The 17,960-nt window shown below is 64.9% G+C and carries 5 protein-coding genes; 3 read left to right on the top strand and 2 right to left on the bottom strand.

Going from position 1 to position 17,960, the window contains the following annotated elements:
- Nucleotides 1–167 precede the first annotated feature (167 nt).
- From dsbD to dsbG, 3 genes are read left to right on the top strand one after another with little or no spacing between them, the layout of a single operon-like run.
- The gene (dsbD, locus tag ACLH0I_RS09770) at nt 168–1,895 is read left to right on the top strand and encodes a protein-disulfide reductase DsbD (RefSeq protein ID WP_411386903.1); all 1,728 of its coding nucleotides are present in this window, start codon (nt 168–170) and stop codon (nt 1,893–1,895) included.
- Nucleotides 1,895–2,764, top strand: coding sequence for a TlpA family protein disulfide reductase (locus ACLH0I_RS09765; protein WP_411386902.1), 870 nt, complete (start codon nt 1,895–1,897; stop codon nt 2,762–2,764). Before dsbD ends, ACLH0I_RS09765 begins: the two co-directional genes overlap by 1 nt.
- Complete coding sequence (dsbG, locus tag ACLH0I_RS09760) at nt 2,740–3,507, top strand: thiol:disulfide interchange protein DsbG (RefSeq protein WP_411386901.1); 768 nt, start codon at nt 2,740–2,742, stop codon at nt 3,505–3,507. Before ACLH0I_RS09765 ends, dsbG begins: the two co-directional genes overlap by 25 nt.
- 170 nt (nt 3,508–3,677) lie before the next feature.
- On the opposite strand, the gene ACLH0I_RS09755 is transcribed toward dsbG, so the two are convergent.
- Both ACLH0I_RS09755 and ACLH0I_RS09750 read right to left on the bottom strand, forming a co-directional pair.
- Nucleotides 3,678–4,484 carry an alpha/beta fold hydrolase gene (locus ACLH0I_RS09755; RefSeq protein WP_411386900.1) on the bottom strand — a complete coding sequence of 269 codons (807 nt, stop codon included), beginning with the start codon at nt 4,482–4,484 and terminating at the stop codon, nt 3,678–3,680.
- 198 nt (nt 4,485–4,682) lie between these two features.
- Nucleotides 4,683–17,687 carry a non-ribosomal peptide synthetase gene (locus ACLH0I_RS09750; RefSeq protein ID WP_411386899.1) on the bottom strand — a complete coding sequence of 4,335 codons (13,005 nt, stop codon included), beginning with the start codon at nt 17,685–17,687 and terminating at the stop codon, nt 4,683–4,685.
- Nucleotides 17,688–17,960: the final 273 nt, after the last annotated feature.

The following is a 17,960-nucleotide window of genomic DNA, read 5'->3' as shown; positions in this document are numbered from 1 at the left end:
CGTGGAAAAAGGTACATTAGGCCGCCGGCCGATTAAGCCGACATTATGCGACGAGTCCGGCCAACATGGGCGATCATTGCTGCCTGCCGGTCGCCGCCGGGTTAATCGACGGTTAATCGCCAGCCGCCATTGTCCTCGTCACTTGTTCCGTTCTAAGGCTTTTATCCATGCGTCGATTGTTTTTGTTGTGGCTGTTCCTGATCTCGGGCTTGGCCCAGGCCGCCAATCCCTTCGAAACCAAACCCGATTTCCTGCCGGTGGAAAAGGCGTTCGCGTTGACTTCCGAACGTCTGGACTCCGGTGAAACACAGCTGTTCTGGCAGATCGCCGACGGCTACTACCTGTATCAGCAGCGCCTCAAGTTCGATGGGCTCAGCGAGGCCCAGAAACCGAAACTGCCGGAGGGCGAGGCTCACAGCGACGAGTTTTTCGGCGACCAGCAAGTCTATCGCCAGGCGCTGGAACTGAAGATACCCGCCGGTGCCACGGGCAAGATCAAGGTCGGTTTCCAGGGCTGCGCCGACGCCGGCCTGTGCTATCCGCCCCAGACGCAAATGGTAGACCTGGGCGGCAGCCCGTCGCTGGCAAACACTGGCGAGGCGCAGGATCAGGCGCTGGCCAGCGGCTTGCAACAGCGCGCGTTGGGCTGGAGCCTGCTGGTGTTTTTTGGCCTTGGGCTGTTGTTGGCGTTTACGCCTTGCTCGCTGCCGATGCTGCCGATCCTGGCGGGATTGGTGGTGGGCAGCGGCGCCGGCCCTCGGCGCGGCCTGGCATTGGCCGGCAGCTACGTGCTCAGCATGGCGCTGGTGTACGCCGCCATGGGCGTGCTCGCCGCGCTGCTGGGGGCGAATCTGCAGGCCTTGCTGCAGCAGCCGTGGTTGCTGGGTACCTTCGCGGCAATCTTCGTTGTATTGGCCCTGCCGATGTTTGGCTTCTTCGAACTGCAACTCCCGGCCGCCCTGCGTGACCGCTTGGAAAACGCCGGCCGTCAGCGCCGCGGTGGCAGCCTGGTGGGCGCTGGCGTTCTCGGGGCGCTGTCCGGCCTGTTGGTGGGGCCTTGCATGACCGCGCCACTGGCCGGCGCGCTGTTGTATATCGCCCAGAGCGGCAATGCGCTACACGGTGGCCTGATCCTGTTCACCATGGGCGTCGGCATGGGCCTGCCACTGCTGTTGCTGGTGACCGTCGGCAACCGTTTCCTGCCCAAGCCCGGTGCCTGGATGAACCTGCTCAAGGGCGTGTTCGGCTTCTTGTTCCTGGGTACCGCGTTGCTCATGATCCGTCCGGTCATCGATGGCTCACTGTGGATCGGACTCTGGGGCGCGCTGCTGGTGATAGCCGCCTATTGCGCCTGGCGCCAGACCCAAGGGTTCGGGCGCGCGCCCTATCTGTGGGGCAGCGTATCGCTGCTGTTCGGGTTGTGGGGCAGCCTGCTGGTGGTCGGGGCGGCGGGAGGCAGCGACGACCTGTTCAAGCCGCTGGAGGTCTACAGCGGTGCCCGGGGCAATGCGACTGCCGACGCCCACGACGCCTTCATCACCGTCAGCGAGCCCGCCGCCCTGCAACGGGAACTGGACAGCGCCAAGGCCCAAGGCCAATGGGTACTGCTGGACTACTACGCCGATTGGTGCGTGTCGTGCAAAATCATCGAGAAACAGGTGTTTGGCCGCGCCGAAGTCATGACCGCGCTTAAAGACGTACGCCTGCTGCGCCTTGATGTCACTGCCGACAACGCCGCCAGCCGAGCGCTGCTCCAGCGCTATCAGGTGCCGGGCCCGCCAAGCCTGCTGTGGATCGGAGCCGACGGAGAGGAACGCCGCGGCCAGCGCATCACGGGCGAGATCGATGCCAAAGGTTTCCTGGAACGTTGGAACCTGACCCGGGACGCAGGCTGATGCTGACCTTTACCCTGGGCACCTTCGCCATCGCTATCCATCACCTCCTGTTGATCAGCGCGTTGGCATTGGCGACGTTCATCGGCTGGCGAGTAGCCAAGCGCGGTGGCGAGAACCCCGAATCGGTGCTATTCGCGCTGTTTCTCCTCGGGCTGCTCGCCGCGCGGACAGGTTTTGTCGTGGCCTACTGGAGCCACTATCGGGACGACCTGTGGCAAATCATCGATCTGCGCGATGGCGGTTTCCTTGCATGGCCGGGGATCCTGGTGCTGCTGGCCGCGGCGCTGCTTTGGGCGCGGCGCCGACCAGCCCTGCGTCGGCCATTGGGCTTTGGTGTCGGCAGCGGCCTGCTGTTCTGGCTGGTGGCGACGATGTCGTTGACCATCTATGACCAGGGCACGCGGCTGCCGGAGATCGAGCTACGCAACGCCGACGGCCAGACGGTCAAACTCACCGACTATCAGGGTGGGCCTCTGGTGGTCAATCTCTGGGCCACCTGGTGCCCGCCCTGCCGGCGCGAGATGCCGGTGCTGGAAGCCGCCCAACAGGAACGCCCGGACCTGACATTCCTGTTCGTCAACCAGGCCGAAGGCATGCACAGCGTCAGTACCTACCTCGCCACCCAGGGCCTGAGCCTGCACAATGTGCTGTTCGATGGCAGTGGCCGTCTCGCCCAGGCCGTCGGGTCAATGGCCTTGCCGACGACGCTGTTCTACGGCGCCGACGGCCGCCTGCTCGGCAGTCACTTGGGTGAACTGTCGGAAGCGAGCCTGGCCCGCGCCCTGGAAAACTTCGAAACGCCGGATCCGACCTCGGCGAACCCACTCCCTACAAGGAAACTGCCATGCCCCGCCTCCGCCACCTGCTGACCCTGGCTTTCGCCGGCGCGTTGCTGCAGGCACCGCTGCTTCACGCCGAAGACTTGCCAGCGGCCATCAAGAAGATCGAAGCCAAGGGCGCGAAGATCGTCGGCACCTTCGAAGCACCGGACGGCCTGCGCGGCTACGCGGCGCAATACCAGAACCGCGGGATGGCGCTGTACCTGACGCCGGACGGCAAACACGTTCTGCTGGGCAACCTGTACGACGCCGACGGCAAGGACTTGAGCGCCGAACCGCTGCAAAAACTGGTCTACGCCCCGATGGCCAAGGAAATCTGGGCAAAAATGGAAGCCAGCAACTGGATCGCCGACGGCAACAAGGACGCACCGCGCACGGTGTATCTGTTCAGCGATCCGAACTGCCCGTACTGCAACATGTTCTGGGAACAGGCCCGGCCTTGGGTCAAGGCTGGCAAGGTGCAGTTGCGCCACATCATGGTGGGCATCATTCGCGAAGACAGCCCGGGTAAATCCGCTGCCTTGCTGGCCGCCAAGGACCCGGAAAAAACCCTGGCCGAGCATGAAAAGGCCGGCAAGGGCAGCCCACTCAAACCGCTCAAGGACATCCCAGCCGCCATCCAGGCCAAACTGGACGCCAACCAGCAGTTGATGGACGAACTGGAACTGTCTTCCACCCCGGCGATTTTCTACCTGGATGAAAAAGGCGACCTGCAACAGCAGCAAGGCGCGCCGTCGCCGGACAAGCTGGTGAAGATTCTCGGGCCGAAGTGACGAGCCTCACTGCAGACCCCTTGTGGGAGCGAGCTTGCTCGCGATAGAGGCAGATCAGTCAGCATTGATATGACAGACACACCGCAATCGCGAGCAAGCTCGCTCCCACAGTAGATTGGCATTGGTTACGAAATCCCTGAGGGAGCAAGCCTGCTCGCGATGGGGATAGTTCAGCGACGCAGGAACTCCAGCAACGCCTCTGTCACGAATTCCGGATTCTCCAGGTTGGAAATATGTCCAGCCTCGGGAATCAGCACATGAGAGCAACCAATCAGCTCGGCCATTTCCAACGCCTCGGACGGTGGACGCGGCTTGTCCTGGTCGCCGCACATCACCAGCGTGCGCTTGGCGTCCAGTTCATGCAGGCGCGGCAGGATGTCGTCCCGGCCAAAAATGATCCGCCCCAGCGGCACGATGCTGTCGCGCAGGCGCTCGGTCGGCAACGCGGCCAAGGTGGCGCGGAACCGCTGGTAGAGCGCTGACTGCGGATCGATACCCGGCCGGAAGAAGATCGGCACGACGATGTCCAGCAACGGCTCGGGGATACTGCCGCTGGCTTCGATCTTGTCGAACAGCGAGAAGTAGTAAAGCCGGGTCGGCTCAGGCTCGACACCGACGTAGGTGTCCATCAATACCAGCGACTGCACGCGCCCGGGCGCCGCCAGTGCCAGCCGCGCGCCCCACATCCCGCCCACTGAAAGCCCGACCAGGTTGAAGCAGTCAATATTTAGGTTATCCATCAATGCCAGCGTCTGGCGGGCCAGGTCGTCCAGGGAAGACATGCCTTCTGGCAAGCGTCCGGACTGGCCGTGGCCCCACAAGTCCAATGCGATGACCCGGTAATGCCGGGACAACACCTCGATCTGCGGCGCCCACATGCTGTGATCCCACAGATAGCTGCTGCCCAGCAGCACCACCGGGCCTTGGCCCTGGTCCAGATAATGGAGCGGTTGTCCGTCGATCATTGCAAAGGGCATCGGTGACCTCCTTGTTTGAGTCTGGAAAAAAGCCCTGGGGAGACTGAGCCGCCAGGCGCGAGGCGTCAACCTTGGGTTTTTTGCTGTTTGTGCCACCGCCATCGCGAGCAAGCTCGCTCCCACAGGGTTTTGTGATCGACGCAAATCCCATGTGGGAGCGAGCTTGCTCGCGATGAGGACATCAAAGACAGCGCAAAACTACATGCCTTCCAACTCCGCCATCAGGTCATTCAACCGATCCACCTTCTCCTCGGTCATCTCACTGGCCGCCAGCCCGTCGATGTACTCGGCCAGTTCCTGCACCGTGCTGCACTCGAACATTGCCCGCAGTGGCACATTGCGTTGCAGGGCCTTTTGCACCCGTGAGGCGATTTGCGTCGCCAGCAAGGAATGGCCGCCCAGTTCGAAGAAGTTGTCCTTCACCCCTACCCGCTCGACTTTCAGCACCTGGGCCCAGATGTCGGCCAGGGTCTGTTCCAGCTCATTGCCGGGGGCCCGGTAGTCCTGGCTGTGCAACTGGCCGATCTCCAGGGCAGGCAAGGCCTTGCGGTCCAGTTTGCCGTTGGCGTTGAGGGGCAGGCGGTCGAGCCACAGCCAGTGCAGCGGCACCATGTATTCGGGCAGTTCGGTCCGCAGGCGCTGCTTGATACGCTCCAGGCGTTCGGCGGGTTTCAGCGCCGAGTCGGTGGCCACGAGGTAGCCCACCAGATGTTTGCCATTGGCCCCATCCTGCACGCCCACCGCGCCATCGCGCACTTCCGGCTGTTCATGCAACCGAGCCTCGATTTCCCCCAGCTCGATGCGGTAGCCGCGGATCTTCACCTGATGGTCGATGCGCCCGACGTATTCCAAGACCCCGTCGCTGCGCCGCCGCGCCAAGTCGCCGGTGCGGTACAGCCGTTCCCCCGGCGCCCCGAACGGGTTCGGCACGAACACCGGGGCAGTGCGCAACGGATCGCTGACATAACCACGCCCGACCCCGGTGCCCGCCACGCACAACTCGCCCACCGCGCCCAGCGGCACCAGGTCCAGCGCGCCGTCGAGCAAATACAAACGGTTGTTGTCGGTGGGCGTGCCAATCGGCAAGTAAGTGCCGCGGGTCGACGCCTGATCGACGCGGAAGAACGCTACGTCGTCGGAGCATTCCGCCGGGCCGTAGGCGTTGACAAGGCCGATGTCCGGGTAGCGCAACAACCACTGGTGAGCCAGTTCCGGCGGCATCGCTTCGCCGGTGGGCAGCATCCAGCGCAGGCCGTCCAGACTGATGCGTTCCTGGGCGAGCATGCCCTGGATCAGCGACGGCACGCTTTCCAGCACGGTAATGCCCTGCTGTTGCACATGCCCTAGCAGCCCTTGCGGATCGTGGGCGATGGCGTTGGGCACGATGTCGACCCGGGCGCCGAACAACGGCGCGGCGAGGAACTGCCAGACCGAAATATCGAAGCTCTGGGAAGCCGTCTGGGCAATCACATCCGCCTCGCTCAGCGCCAAGTAAGGCACTTTGCTCAGTTGGTTGTTGAGCATGCCCCGTTGTTCCACCATCACGCCCTTGGGCAGGCCGGTGGAGCCGGAGGTGTAGATCACGTAGGCGAGGTTGTCCGGCCCGCTGTAGACGCCAGGGTTTTGCGGGGAAAAGTCGCCGGCCTGGACGCTTTCCCACACCAGCAGCTTCGGCCGCCCGGAGCAGGCGAACTCATCCAACAAGGCCTGTGCCTGGGCCTGGCAGGCCTGGGTGCAGACCAGCAACGGCGTGCGGCTCAATTCGATGATGCGGCTCAGGCGCTGGCTTGGCAGGCCGGGATCCAGCGGCAGGTAACCGGCACCGGCCTTGAAGCTGCCGATGATCATGCCCAGCAACTCGGCATCTCGTTCGGCCAGCAGCGCCACCGGTTGATCCAGGCCGACACCGGCCGCAATCAGGGCGTGACCGAGGCGGTTGCTGCGGGCATTCAACTCGGCGTAGCTGTAGGTCGCGTCCGGGCAACTGACCGCCGGGCGTTGCGGATGGGCCGCGACCCGCGCCTCGAACAACTCGACGTAGCTCTGCTCCAGCGGATAAGCATGCTCGCTCTGGTTGCAGCCTTCGATCAGGAAAGCCTGTTCTTCGGCACCGATCAGCGGCAGCTCGCTCATATCGCCGTGCAAGCCCTCCATCAGCGCCAGCAGCAGCCGCTTGAACTCGCCCAGCAGGCCTTGGACGGTGCTTTCATCGAAGTAGCGCTGGTCGTACGAAAGGTGCAGCCCCAGGTCGTCTCCCGGGTAGCAGACCGCCGTCAGCGGGAAGTTGGTGTGGGTACGACCCGAGTCTGAAGTGGCGTTGAGGCTTTGGGCGCGGTCCAGCACCGAAACCTCCACCGGCGCGTTCTCGAACACGAACAAGCTGTCGAACAATGGCTGGCCCTTGGGCAGTTCGCTGACTTCCTGGATGCTCACCAACGGCAAGTATTCGTACTCGCGCAGTTGCATGTTGCGGTCCAGCAGATCGCTGAGCCACTGGCGCACGCTGCTGCGCTGATGAACCTCGGGCATCTGCACGCGCAAGGCGATGCTGTTGATGAACAGTCCCACGGTGCGTTGCATCTGCGGCAGCTCCACCGGGCGCCCGGCCACGGTGACCCCGAACAACACGTCGCGGTCGCCGCTGACCCGGCGCAGTACCAGGGCCCATGCCGCCTGGGCGAAGGTGTTGACCGTCAGTTGATGGGCCTGGGCCAGCTCCCGCAGCCGCGCACCGTCCCGAACGTCGAGGCGGGTGTAGCAGTCGCCGACGATCATGCCGCCGCTGTCACCGGCGTGCTCGCGCAGGAACGGCCGGTCGCCAGGGATCGGCGTGGTCCGCTCGAAACCTTGCAGGTTGTCCTTCCACCACTGCCGGGCTTCGTCCAGGCTCTGGTGCTGCAGCCAGCCGATGTAGTCGCGATAGCGCGGCGGCACGGCCAACTGCGGTTCGCGTTGTTCACCCAGGGCGGTGTAGACCTCGAAGAAGTCGTCCATCAGCAGCGAACGGCACCAGGCATCGATGAGGATGTGGTGATTGCTCATCATGAACCAGTAGCGTGCCGCGCCGACCCGGATCAGCCGCAAGTGGAACGGGGCCTGGTTCAACAGATCGAAACCGGCCTCGCGCTCATCCTTGAGCAGGGCCTGGAGCTTGGCTTCCTGGGCGTCTTCGGCCACCTCGGTCCAGTCGAGATAGTCCACTGGCGTGCGGCCGGGCTTGTGGATGATTTGCAGCATGTCTTCGCCAACGTTCCAGCAGAACGAGGCGCGCAAGGCTTCGTGGCGAGCGATGACCGCCTGCCAGGCCTGGGCGAAACGCTGCGGGTCCAGTTCGCTGTTGATGCGGTAGCGATCCTGCATGTAGTACAGGCCAGTGCCCGGCTCCAGCAGGGTATGCAGCAGCATGCCTTCCTGCATCGGCGTCAACGGGTAGACGTCTTCGATCTGCGCGGCCGGCACAGGCAGGCTGTCGAGCTGGCCCTGGGTCAGCTTCGCCAGGGGGAAGTCCGAAGGCGTCAGGCCGCCCGCCTCGTCCGTCAGGCAGTGTTCGATCAGGCGTTGCAACTCATCGAGGTAGGCCTCGGCCAGCGTGGCAATGGTCTCGGGCTCATGACGTTCGGCACTGAAGGTCCAACGCAACACCAGCTCGCCGCCGCTGACCTGGCTGTCGACGCTCAGCTCATTGGGCAGCGGCGCGGCGGGATCATGGATCGCTCCCAGCGGCGCATCCAGCGGCTGGAACAGCGCCTCCTGGCCCAAGGTCTGGTCGAGCTGGCCCAGGTAGTTGAAGGTGATCGCCGCGTGCGACAGGCCGGCCATCGCCTCGCGAGTCGCCGCGTCCGCCAGGTAGCGCAGCACACCATAACCGAGGCCCTTGTGGGGCACCGCGCGCAGCTGCTCCTTGATAGCCTTGATCGAGCCGCTGACGCTTTCGCTCGCGGGAGTCAGGCGCACGGGGTAGACGCTGGTGAGCCAACCCACGGTGCGGGTCAGGTCGAGGTCGTCGAACAGCGCTTCGCGGCCGTGGCCTTCGAGCTGGACCAGGGCCGAATCATGGCCGCTCCATCGGCACAACACTCGAGCCAGCGCCGTGAGCAGCAGGTCATTGACCTGGGTGCGGTAGGCGCTCGGCGCCTGTTGCAGCAGCTGCCGGGTGCGCTCGGCGTCCAGGCGCACGCTGACGGTTTGCCCGTGACGCTCCTGGCCTCCACCCTCGGGGTTCGTGCACGGCAGCGCGACGTGCGCACCGCTCAACTGCGCTTGCCACCAACCGAGTTCTTCGCGCAGGGATTCGCTGCCGGCGTAAGCCTGCAAACGCGCAGTCCAGTCACGCAACGGGCTGGTCTTGGCCGGCAATTGCGCCTCTTGCCCGGCGACGAGCTGGCGGTAGACGGTTTGCAGGTCGTCCATCAGCACCCGCCACGACACACCGTCCACCACCAGGTGATGGATGACGATCAGCAACCGTTGCCGGCCATCCGGCGTTTGCGCCAACACGGCATGCAGCAACGGCCCGGTGGCTAGATTGAAACGGCTCTGCGCCTGGGCAAACAACGCTTCGCACGCTTGCGCGGTGTCCACGGATACCTGCTGCAACAGCACGGCGTCAGACAGCGGCTGGTGCTCGGCGCGCCAGTGCCCGGCGGTTTCGCCGAAGACCAGGCGCAAGGCATCGTGGTGCTGGAAGATCGCGTGCAGGGCCTGTTCCAGCGGTTGCGGGTCCAGGGCCGTGGTCGGTTCCAGCAGCAACGCCTGGTTCCAGTGATGCCGGTTGGGCATCGGGCGGTCGAAGAACCAATGCTGGATCGGCGTCAACCCGGACTCACCCTGCACCAGGCCCTGTTCGGCGTGCACCTGCTGGCTGCGCGTGGCAACGGCGGCCAGGGTCTGTACGGTCTGGTGCTGGAACAAGTCCCGGGGCGTGAAATGAATGCCCTGCTGCCGGGCGCGGCTGACCACCTGGATCGACAGGATCGAATCGCCGCCCAGTTCGAAGAAGTTATCGTTGAGGCCCACCTGCGTCACGTTCAGCACGTCGCACCAGATCGCCGCCAGGGTCTGCTCCAGGGCATTGCTCGGCGCCACGTAGTGTTGGCGATTGAGCTCAGGATCGGGCAGCGGCAAGGCGCGGCGGTCGAGCTTGCCGTTGGCGGTCAGCGGCATGCTCGCCAGCAGGATCAGGTGCGTGGGCACCATGTAGTCCGGCAGTTGGGCCTTGAGATGGTTCTTCAAGGCGTCGCGCAGGGTCGCTTGTTGCTCGCCGTCCTGGCTGGCGATGTCGCTCACCAGGTAGCCGGCCAGTTGCTTGCCGCCCGGCAGGTCGAGAGCCAGGACCACGGCCTCGCGCACCGTCTCATGTTCCAGCAGGCGGGTTTCGATTTCCCCCAGCTCGATGCGGAAACCACGGATTTTCACCTGATGGTCGATCCGTCCCAAATACTCCACCAGACCGTCGGCACGCTGGCGCACCAGGTCGCCGGTGCGATACAAGCGTCCGCCTTCGGAGGCGAACGGGTCGGCGACGAAACGCTCGGCGGTCATGCCCGGACGCTGGTGATAACCCTGGGCCAGGCCAGCACCGCCGACGTACAACTCACCCGTGGCACCTGGCGGCACCAACGCCAGGTCAGCGTCGAGGATGTAGGCCACCCGGGCACCGATCACGCTGCCAATCGGCACACTGGCCGCGCCCTCCTCCAATTGCTCGGGGGCCAGGCTCGCCAGCGGCATGACCACGGTTTCGGTCGGACCGTAGGCGTTGAAGAACAGGCTCGGGCTGAACGCTGCGCGAATGCGCTGCAAATGCTCGCCGGTCAGGGCTTCGCCGCCGGTGATGCACATGCGCACCGGCAAGGTCTGCCCTTGGGTCGCCAACCACTGCGCCAACTGACTGCCATAGCTGGGGGTGAAGCCGAGAATGTTGATGCGATGCTGGCGAATCAGCTCGCAGATCTCCTCGGCGTCCCACTGGCCTTGGGCACGCAGCACTACTTGGGCACCACTGAGCAACGGCACCAACAGGCGTTCGGTGGCGGCGTCGAAGTTGATGGAATAGAAATGCAGCTCGCAATCGTCCGGGCGCATGCCAAAGCGCTGGATCACCGCCTGGCAATGCATGGCGATTTCACCGTGGGACACCACCACGCCCTTGGGCTTGCCGGTGGAGCCGGAGGTGTAGATCAGGTACGCCTGGTGTTGCGGCAGGTTGATCAACGGCAGCGGGTGGTCCGGGTAGTGGGCCAAGGCCGCCGAGTCGTCTTCCAGGCACCAGCAGCCCACGCCCTCGGGCAAAGCACCCAGGGCCTGGAGCATAGCCCGATCGCTGAGCAACAGGCTGATGCCGCTGTCTTCGACCATGTAGTGCAGGCGATCCAGCGGGTATTCCGGATCCAGCGGCACGTAGGCACCGCCGGCCTTGAGGATCGCCAGCAGGCCGACGACCATTTCCAGCGAACGCTCCAGGGCCAGGCCGACCCGCACCTGTGGTCCGACGCCTCGCTCGCGCAAGTGCCAGGCCAGGCGATTGGCGCGGCTGTCCAGTTGCGCATACGTCAGGGTCTGCCCGGCGAAGGTCAGGGCCGGCGCATCGGGACGCGCCCGGGCCTGTTCGTCGAACAGTCCGTGGATGCATTGGTCGAGGCGATGCTCACCGGGCTCGACGCCCAGGCTGTCGAGCAATTGTTGCTGCTCGCCAGCCTCCAGCAACGGCAGCTCGCTCAACCGGCGGGCCGGATCGACCAGCAACGCTTCCAGCAGGTTACGCCAGTGCCCGGCCATGCGCGCGATGCGCGGCTCGTCGAACAGGTCGGTGCTGTAGGTCAGGCAGCAATCCAGGCGCTGGTCCAGATCCGTGACTTCCAGGTTGAGGTCGAACTTGGTGGCCCGGGCGTCGTTGACCAGGTATTCGACGCTCATGCCGGCCAGCGTGCGGCTCTGTTGGAACTCCCAGCGCTGCACGTTGCACATCACTTGGAACAGCGGGTTGTAGGCCGCACTGCGCGGTGGTTGCAGGGCTTCCACCAGATGATCGAACGGCAAGTCCTGATGGGACTGGCCTTCGATGACGGTATGGCGGACCTGTTCGAACAACTCGCCCACCGACATTTGCCCGTCGAGTTGGCAACGCAGCACTTGGGTATTGAGGAACGCACCGATCAGCCCTTCGCTTTCCGGACGGATACGGTTGGCCACCGGCGCGCCGATGCGCAGGTCGGTCTGCCCGCTGTAGCGGTAAAGCAGCACCGCCAGGGCGGCGGTCATGGTCATGAACAGGGTCAGGCCCTGTTGCGCATTGAAGGCGCGGACCCGCGCCGCCAGTTCATCGCTCAGATCGAAACGGAACAATTCGCCGCGATGACTCTGCACGGACGGACGCGGGCGGTCGCCGGGCAGTTCCAGCAGCGGGTGTTCGCGGCCCAGTTGCGCGGTCCAGTAATCCAGCTGCCGCTGACGCTCGCCGGACTCCAGCCACTGGCGCTGCCAGACGCTGTAGTCCAGGTATTGCACCGGCAAGGGCTCGAGCGGCGACTCGCGGTCGTCGACAAAGGCTTCGTACAACGCGCTCAGTTCCCGGGCGAAAATGTCCATCGCCCAGCCTTCGGTGACGATGTGGTGCAGCGTCAGGACAAAGTAATGTTCATGCTCGGCGGTCTTGACCAGGCAGGCCCGTAGCAGCGGCCCGGTTTCCAGGTCGAATGGCTGGTGGGCCTCGCTGTCCGCCAGTTGCTGCACCCGCTGCTGGCGCGTGTCGGCGGCCAGTGTCGAGAAGTCCTTCCAGTCCATGCGCAGGCCCGTCTCGTTGTGCACCTGTTGGCGGGCCACGCCGTCGACGCTCGGGAACGTGGTGCGCAGGGTTTCGTGACGCAGGATCAATGCCTGCAAGGCCGCCTCGAAGCGCCCGACATCCAGTACCCCGCGCAAGCGCGCCATGCCGCCGACGTTGTAGGCCGGGCTGTCCGGCTCCATTTGCCAGAGGAACCACATGCGCTGCTGGGAATACGACAGCGGCACCGGTTGACTGCGGTCGACCTGCTCGATGGCTGGCTGGCGGTTGGTCTGGCCGCTGGCCTGGATCAAGCGCACCTGTTCGGCGAAGGCTCCCAATTCACTGGCCTCGAACAGCGCCCGCAACGGCAGTTCCACGTCACAGGCCTGGCGAGTGCGGGAAATGATCTGGGTCGCCAGCAGCGAATGGCCGCCGAGGGCAAAGAAATCGTCCCGCAGGCCGATACGCGCCAGTCCCAGCACATCGCGCCAGATGCCGGCGATTTGCTGTTCGAGGGCGCTGACCGGCTCGACGTGCTCGCGCACCTGCCAGTGCGGTTCGGGCAAGGCGCGACGGTCGAGCTTGCCGCTCGGGCTCAAGGGCATGGTGTCCAGGCGCAGCAGTTGGGCCGGCACCATGTAGTCCGGCAGCTCGGCGGCCAGGGCGGCCTTGAGTCGACTATTCAACTCGTCCTGACCTTGAGCGACATCCGGCGCGGTGTAATAGCCGATCAGTTGCGGGCCGGCCGAGGTGTCGCGCACCAGCACCGCCACTTGGGCGACGCCGTCCTGGGCCAGCAGGCACGCTTCGATTTCCTGCGGCTCGACCCGGAAGCCGCGCAGCTTGACCTGCTGGTCGAGGCGGCCGAGGTATTCGATCACACCGTCGGCGCTCCAACGGGCGCGGTCGCCAGTCCGGTACAACCGCGCCCCGGCCGGGCCCAAGGGGTCGGCGACGAAACGCTCGGCGCTCAGGCCCGGACGTCCGAGGTAACCCCGGGCCAGGCCCAGGCCGCCGATGCACAGCTCGCCCGGGACACCGGCCGGCACCGGATTGAGGTTGCTGTCGAGCACCCGGCACAGGACGTTGCCCAAGGGACGGCCGATGGGCGAGCGCTCGCCATCGGCTTCGGTGCACTGCCAATGGGTGACGTTGATGGCGGTTTCGGTCGGGCCGTAGCGGTTGTGCAACTGCACCGACGGCAGTTGCGCCAACACCCGATTGCGCAACTCGGCCGACAAGGCTTCGCCGCCGGAAAACAGCCGGCGCAGGCTGGTGCAGCGGGCACTCAGGGGCTCATCGATAAACAGGCTGAGCAACGGCGGCACGAAGTGCAGCGTGGTGACGCCAAACTGCCGCACCAACTGGGCGATGCGGTGCGGGTCACGGTGTTCGCCGGGGCCGGCCAGCACCAGTTGGCTGCCCGTGATCAGCGGCCAGAAGCATTCCCAGACCGACACGTCGAAACTGATGGGGGCCTTTTGCATCAGCACATCGCTGGCCTCCAGCCCGTAGGTCGCTTGCATCCATTGCAGCCGCTCGGCCAGGGCCGCGTGGGTGTTGCCGACGCCTTTGGGCTGACCGGTGGAACCGGAGGTGTAGATCACGTAGGCCAGGTGATCGCCGTGCAGGTGCAGGCCCGGCGGGTTGCTCGGCCATTGCTCCAGGTGCAGGGCGTCCATGGCGATGACACTGACGCCGTCGCAGGCTGGCAAATGCTCCAGCAACGCGGTTTGGGTCAGCAGCAGATCGACGCCACTGTCGTGGAGCATGTAGGCCAGGCGTTCGGCCGGGTAATCCGCATCCAGCGGCACGTAGGCGCCGCCGGCCTTGATGATGGCCAGCACACCGATGAGCAACTGCGGCGAACGCTCGGCGGCAATCGCCACGCAGACATCCGGGCCAACGCCCTTGTCCCGCAGGTAATGGGCCAAGCGATTGGCCTGGGCGTGCAGCTCGGCATAATCGAGTTGACCGCCGTCCCAGCGCAACGCGATCCGTTGTGGCGTGCAACGGGCCTGCTCGTTCAGCAGCTCCGGCAGCCATTGACTGGCCGGCGCGCACGGGGCCGCGCTCCATTGCTGCTGTTGGCGGTGCTCATCGGCGGTCAACAGCGGCACGTCGCCAATGGCTTGCTGCGGATCGGCACAGACCGCCCGCAACAGGTTGCAGTAGTGCTCCGCCAGGCGGGCGATGGTCGTCGCCTCGAACAATTCGTCGGCGTAGTCGAACGACAGGGTCAAGCGACCGTTGCGATCTTCTTCGCTGTGCAGTTGCAGATCGAACTTGGCTTCGCGGCTGTGCCACGGCAACTCTTCGGCGAGCAGCCCCGGCAGGCGTCGCAAGGCGCTCAGGTCACGTTGCTGGTGGTTGAACATCACTTGGAACAGGCCGTGCTCGCGCGCCTCGGGAAACGCTTCGAGCAGTTGTTCGAACGGCAGGTCCTGGTGAGCCTGGGCACCCAGCGTGGCTTCGCGGGCCTGGGCCAGCAGCGCGGCGAACGATTGCCGGGAATCGACCTGCCCACGCAGGACCTGGGTGTTGATGAAGAAGCCAATTAACCCCTGGGTTTCCAGGCGCGGACGGTTGGCGTTGGGTACACCGATGCGCAAGTCGGATTGCCCGGTGTAACGCTGCAACAGCGCCTGGAAGGCGGCCAGCAACAGCATGAACGGCGTCGCGTCATGGGCCAGGGCCACTTGGCGCAGGGCCTCGCCGAGGTCCTTGTCCAGGCGCAAACTGTGCCGCGCGGCGCTGCGTTGGCGTTGAGCGCTGCGTGGATGATCCGTGCCCAACATCAGGGCCGAGTGCTCAGCGCCCAGTTGCTGCTTCCAATAGCTCAGTTGACGCTCGGCCTCGCCCTCGGCCAGCCACTGGCGCTGCCAACTGCCGTAGTCGGCGTACTGCAAGGGCAATGGCGCAAGCTCGGCGACCTGCCCTTGGGAAGCGGCGGCGTACAAGCGGGAGAACTCTTCGATCAACACATTCATCGACCAACCGTCGGCGATGACGTGGTGCAGCGTCACCAGCAGTTGATGGTCATCCTCGTCGAGGCGCAGCAGGGTGACCCGCAGCAACGGTCCCTTCTCCAGATCGAACCGCGTGGCCGCCTCGTCTTCTCGAACCTGTCGCACCCGGGCTGCGTGCGAGTCGGCAGGCAGGTCGCCAAGGTCGATGACATGCAGCTCGAACTCGCCGGCCGGATCGACTTGTTGCAGGGCCACGCCATCGCGCTCCAGGAACCGTGTGCGCAGGGATTCATGACGCTCGATCAGTCGCTGGAAGCTGGCGCGCAAGGCGTCTTCGTCCAACTCGCCGCGCAGGTGCAAGCCACCGGGAATGTTGTAGGCGCGGCTCGTCGGGTCGAGCTGCCAGGTGATCCATAAACGGTTCTGCGCCAGGGATTGCGGCAGTGGCGCGTGGCGCGGCAACGCGCTGATGGCGCCCCGGGCCTGGCCGCCGTCCTGCTGCTGGTTCGCCACCGCTGCCGCGAACGCGGCCAGGGTCGGGGCTTCGAACAGCAGGCGCAGGTTGAGCGCCAGTCCGAGGGTTTCACTCAATCGCGCAATCACCTGGGTGGCAGCGATGGAGTTGCCACCCAGCAGGAAAAAATGATCATCAGCCTGGACTTGCTCGACCTGTAGCTGCTCTCGCCAGACCTGGCCGATGAGGGTTTGCAATTCGCAGGACTGCGCGGACTCATCCGCCACGGTGACTTCGGTTGACGGGGTTACTTCGGCTGAGGGGAACTGGGCATAACTGTCCAAGCTGCCGTCGGCCAATCGGGTGCGGCAGGCCGAGCGCTGCAACTTGCCGCTGGAGGTCTTGGGCAACGCGCCGGGATTGAGCAGCACCACCACGCTTGGGGCTTGCTGGCAGGCCTCGGCCACCGCCTGGCGAATGAGCTTGATCAGGGCTTCCGGCGGCAGGATTTTCTGCACGCTGCGGCTGATTTCCGCGGCGATGCCGATGCCTTCCTCCCCCCCGTCGTTGACCGAGAACGCCGCCACCCGGCCCTTGCGCACCACCTCCACTTCACGCTCGATGGTTTGCTCGATGTCCTGGGGATAAAGGTTGTGCCCGCGCACGATCAGCAAGTCTTTCAGGCGCCCGGTGATGAACAGTTCACCGCCGCGCAGGAATCCCAGGTCACCGGTGCGCAGCCAGGTCCGGCCGTCGTGCTGGACAAAGGTCTTCGTGCTGGCTTCAGGGTTGCGCCAATAGCCCAGGGCGATGCTCGGCCCGGCGGCCCAGACTTCACCGACCTGATTGTCGGCCAATGGCTGCAACGTCGCCGGCTCGACGACCAGCACCGCGTGCCCGGGCTGACTGACACCACAACTCATCACCGCGCTGCCCTGCCCCGGCTCGACCCGGTTTTGCGCCAGTGCCGCCTCAACCACCCGCAGCGAAGGAATGCCATGGTGGCGTGGCGTGCCGGCGACGAACAAGGTCGCTTCGGCCAGGCCGTAGGAGGCCATGAAATTATCTGGCGTGAAGCCGCACGGGGCGAACTTCTCGGCAAATCGTTCCAGGGTGTCGAGGCGAATCGGCTCGGAGCCGGAATAGGCCACGCGCCAGCCGCTCAGGTCGAGACGCTGCAGGGCTGAATCACTGACCCGCTCGCTGCATAACCGGTAGGCGAAATCCGGACCACCGCTGATGGTGCCGCCGTATTCGCTGATCGCTTCGAGCCAACGCAGGGGGCGGGCCAGGAAATAAGCCGGGGACATCAATACACAGGGAACGCCACTGAACACTGGCTGCAACAGGCCGCCAATCAGGCCCATGTCGTGGTACAGCGGCAGCCAACTGACGATCACATCGTCGGGGTTCAGGTCGATGCCGAAGCCATGGCGGATCAGCAATTCGTTGGCCACCAGGTTGCCGTGGCTGACCTGCACGCCCTTGGGCAATGCAGTGGAACCGGAGGTGTATTGCAGGAAGGCAATGTCATCGTCCTGCAGCATCGGCATCCGCCATTGTCCGGCGCGGGCCGGGTCGAGGGTATCGACGCACACTACCGGTGGCGCCGATTCGATGGCTTGCAGCGGTTCGCGCAGGTCGCTGCTGGTGAGCAGCAGGCGCGGTTCGGCGTCCTTGAGGATCGACAACAGTCGCTCTTGATGGTGGCGACGAGTGGATTCCGGCGGATAGGCCGGCACGGCAATCACCCCGGCGTAGAGACAGCCAAAGAACGCTGCGACGTAATCCGGGCCACTGGGGAACAGCAGCACCACGCGATCGCCCAGCGCCGCGTCGGCCTGCAAGGCGCTGGCGATGGTCCGGGCGCGCAGGTCCAGGTCGCGATAACTCAACACCACACCCTGCCCAGGGGTGTCGGCAAGGAAGCGCAGGGCCACCCGGTCCGGCGTCAGCGCGGCACGGCGCTGGAGGGCATGAGCCAGGGTGCTGGGGAGTTCGAACGCGTCGGTCATGGGGGTTTCCTGCCTGAATTCGGCTTGCAAGTTGTCCCCCATGGAACGGATAGCGGCGGCAAATAATTAGTCGGGCAGCTGACTCACCAAGGCCTGCCGCGAAGCATCCGACAGCCAGGCGCCGCGGCAATGGGTCGCGGCGCCGAGACTGGACTTTATCGCATCAATAATTCTTCTTCTCAATTGACAATCATTATCATTAAGCCTAATTTGGCGCTCGATGTGTAGGACGGGTCCGGCATCCGGACGTCCCGCTAACTTTTTGCAGCAAGG

This window comes from Pseudomonas sp. MPB03 (genome assembly GCF_046605385.1).
Classification (GTDB): domain Bacteria; phylum Pseudomonadota; class Gammaproteobacteria; order Pseudomonadales; family Pseudomonadaceae; genus Aquipseudomonas; species Aquipseudomonas zanjanensis.
The sequence above is the reverse complement of the archived record's forward strand: the minus strand, read 5'-3'. Positions and strand labels throughout refer to the sequence as shown.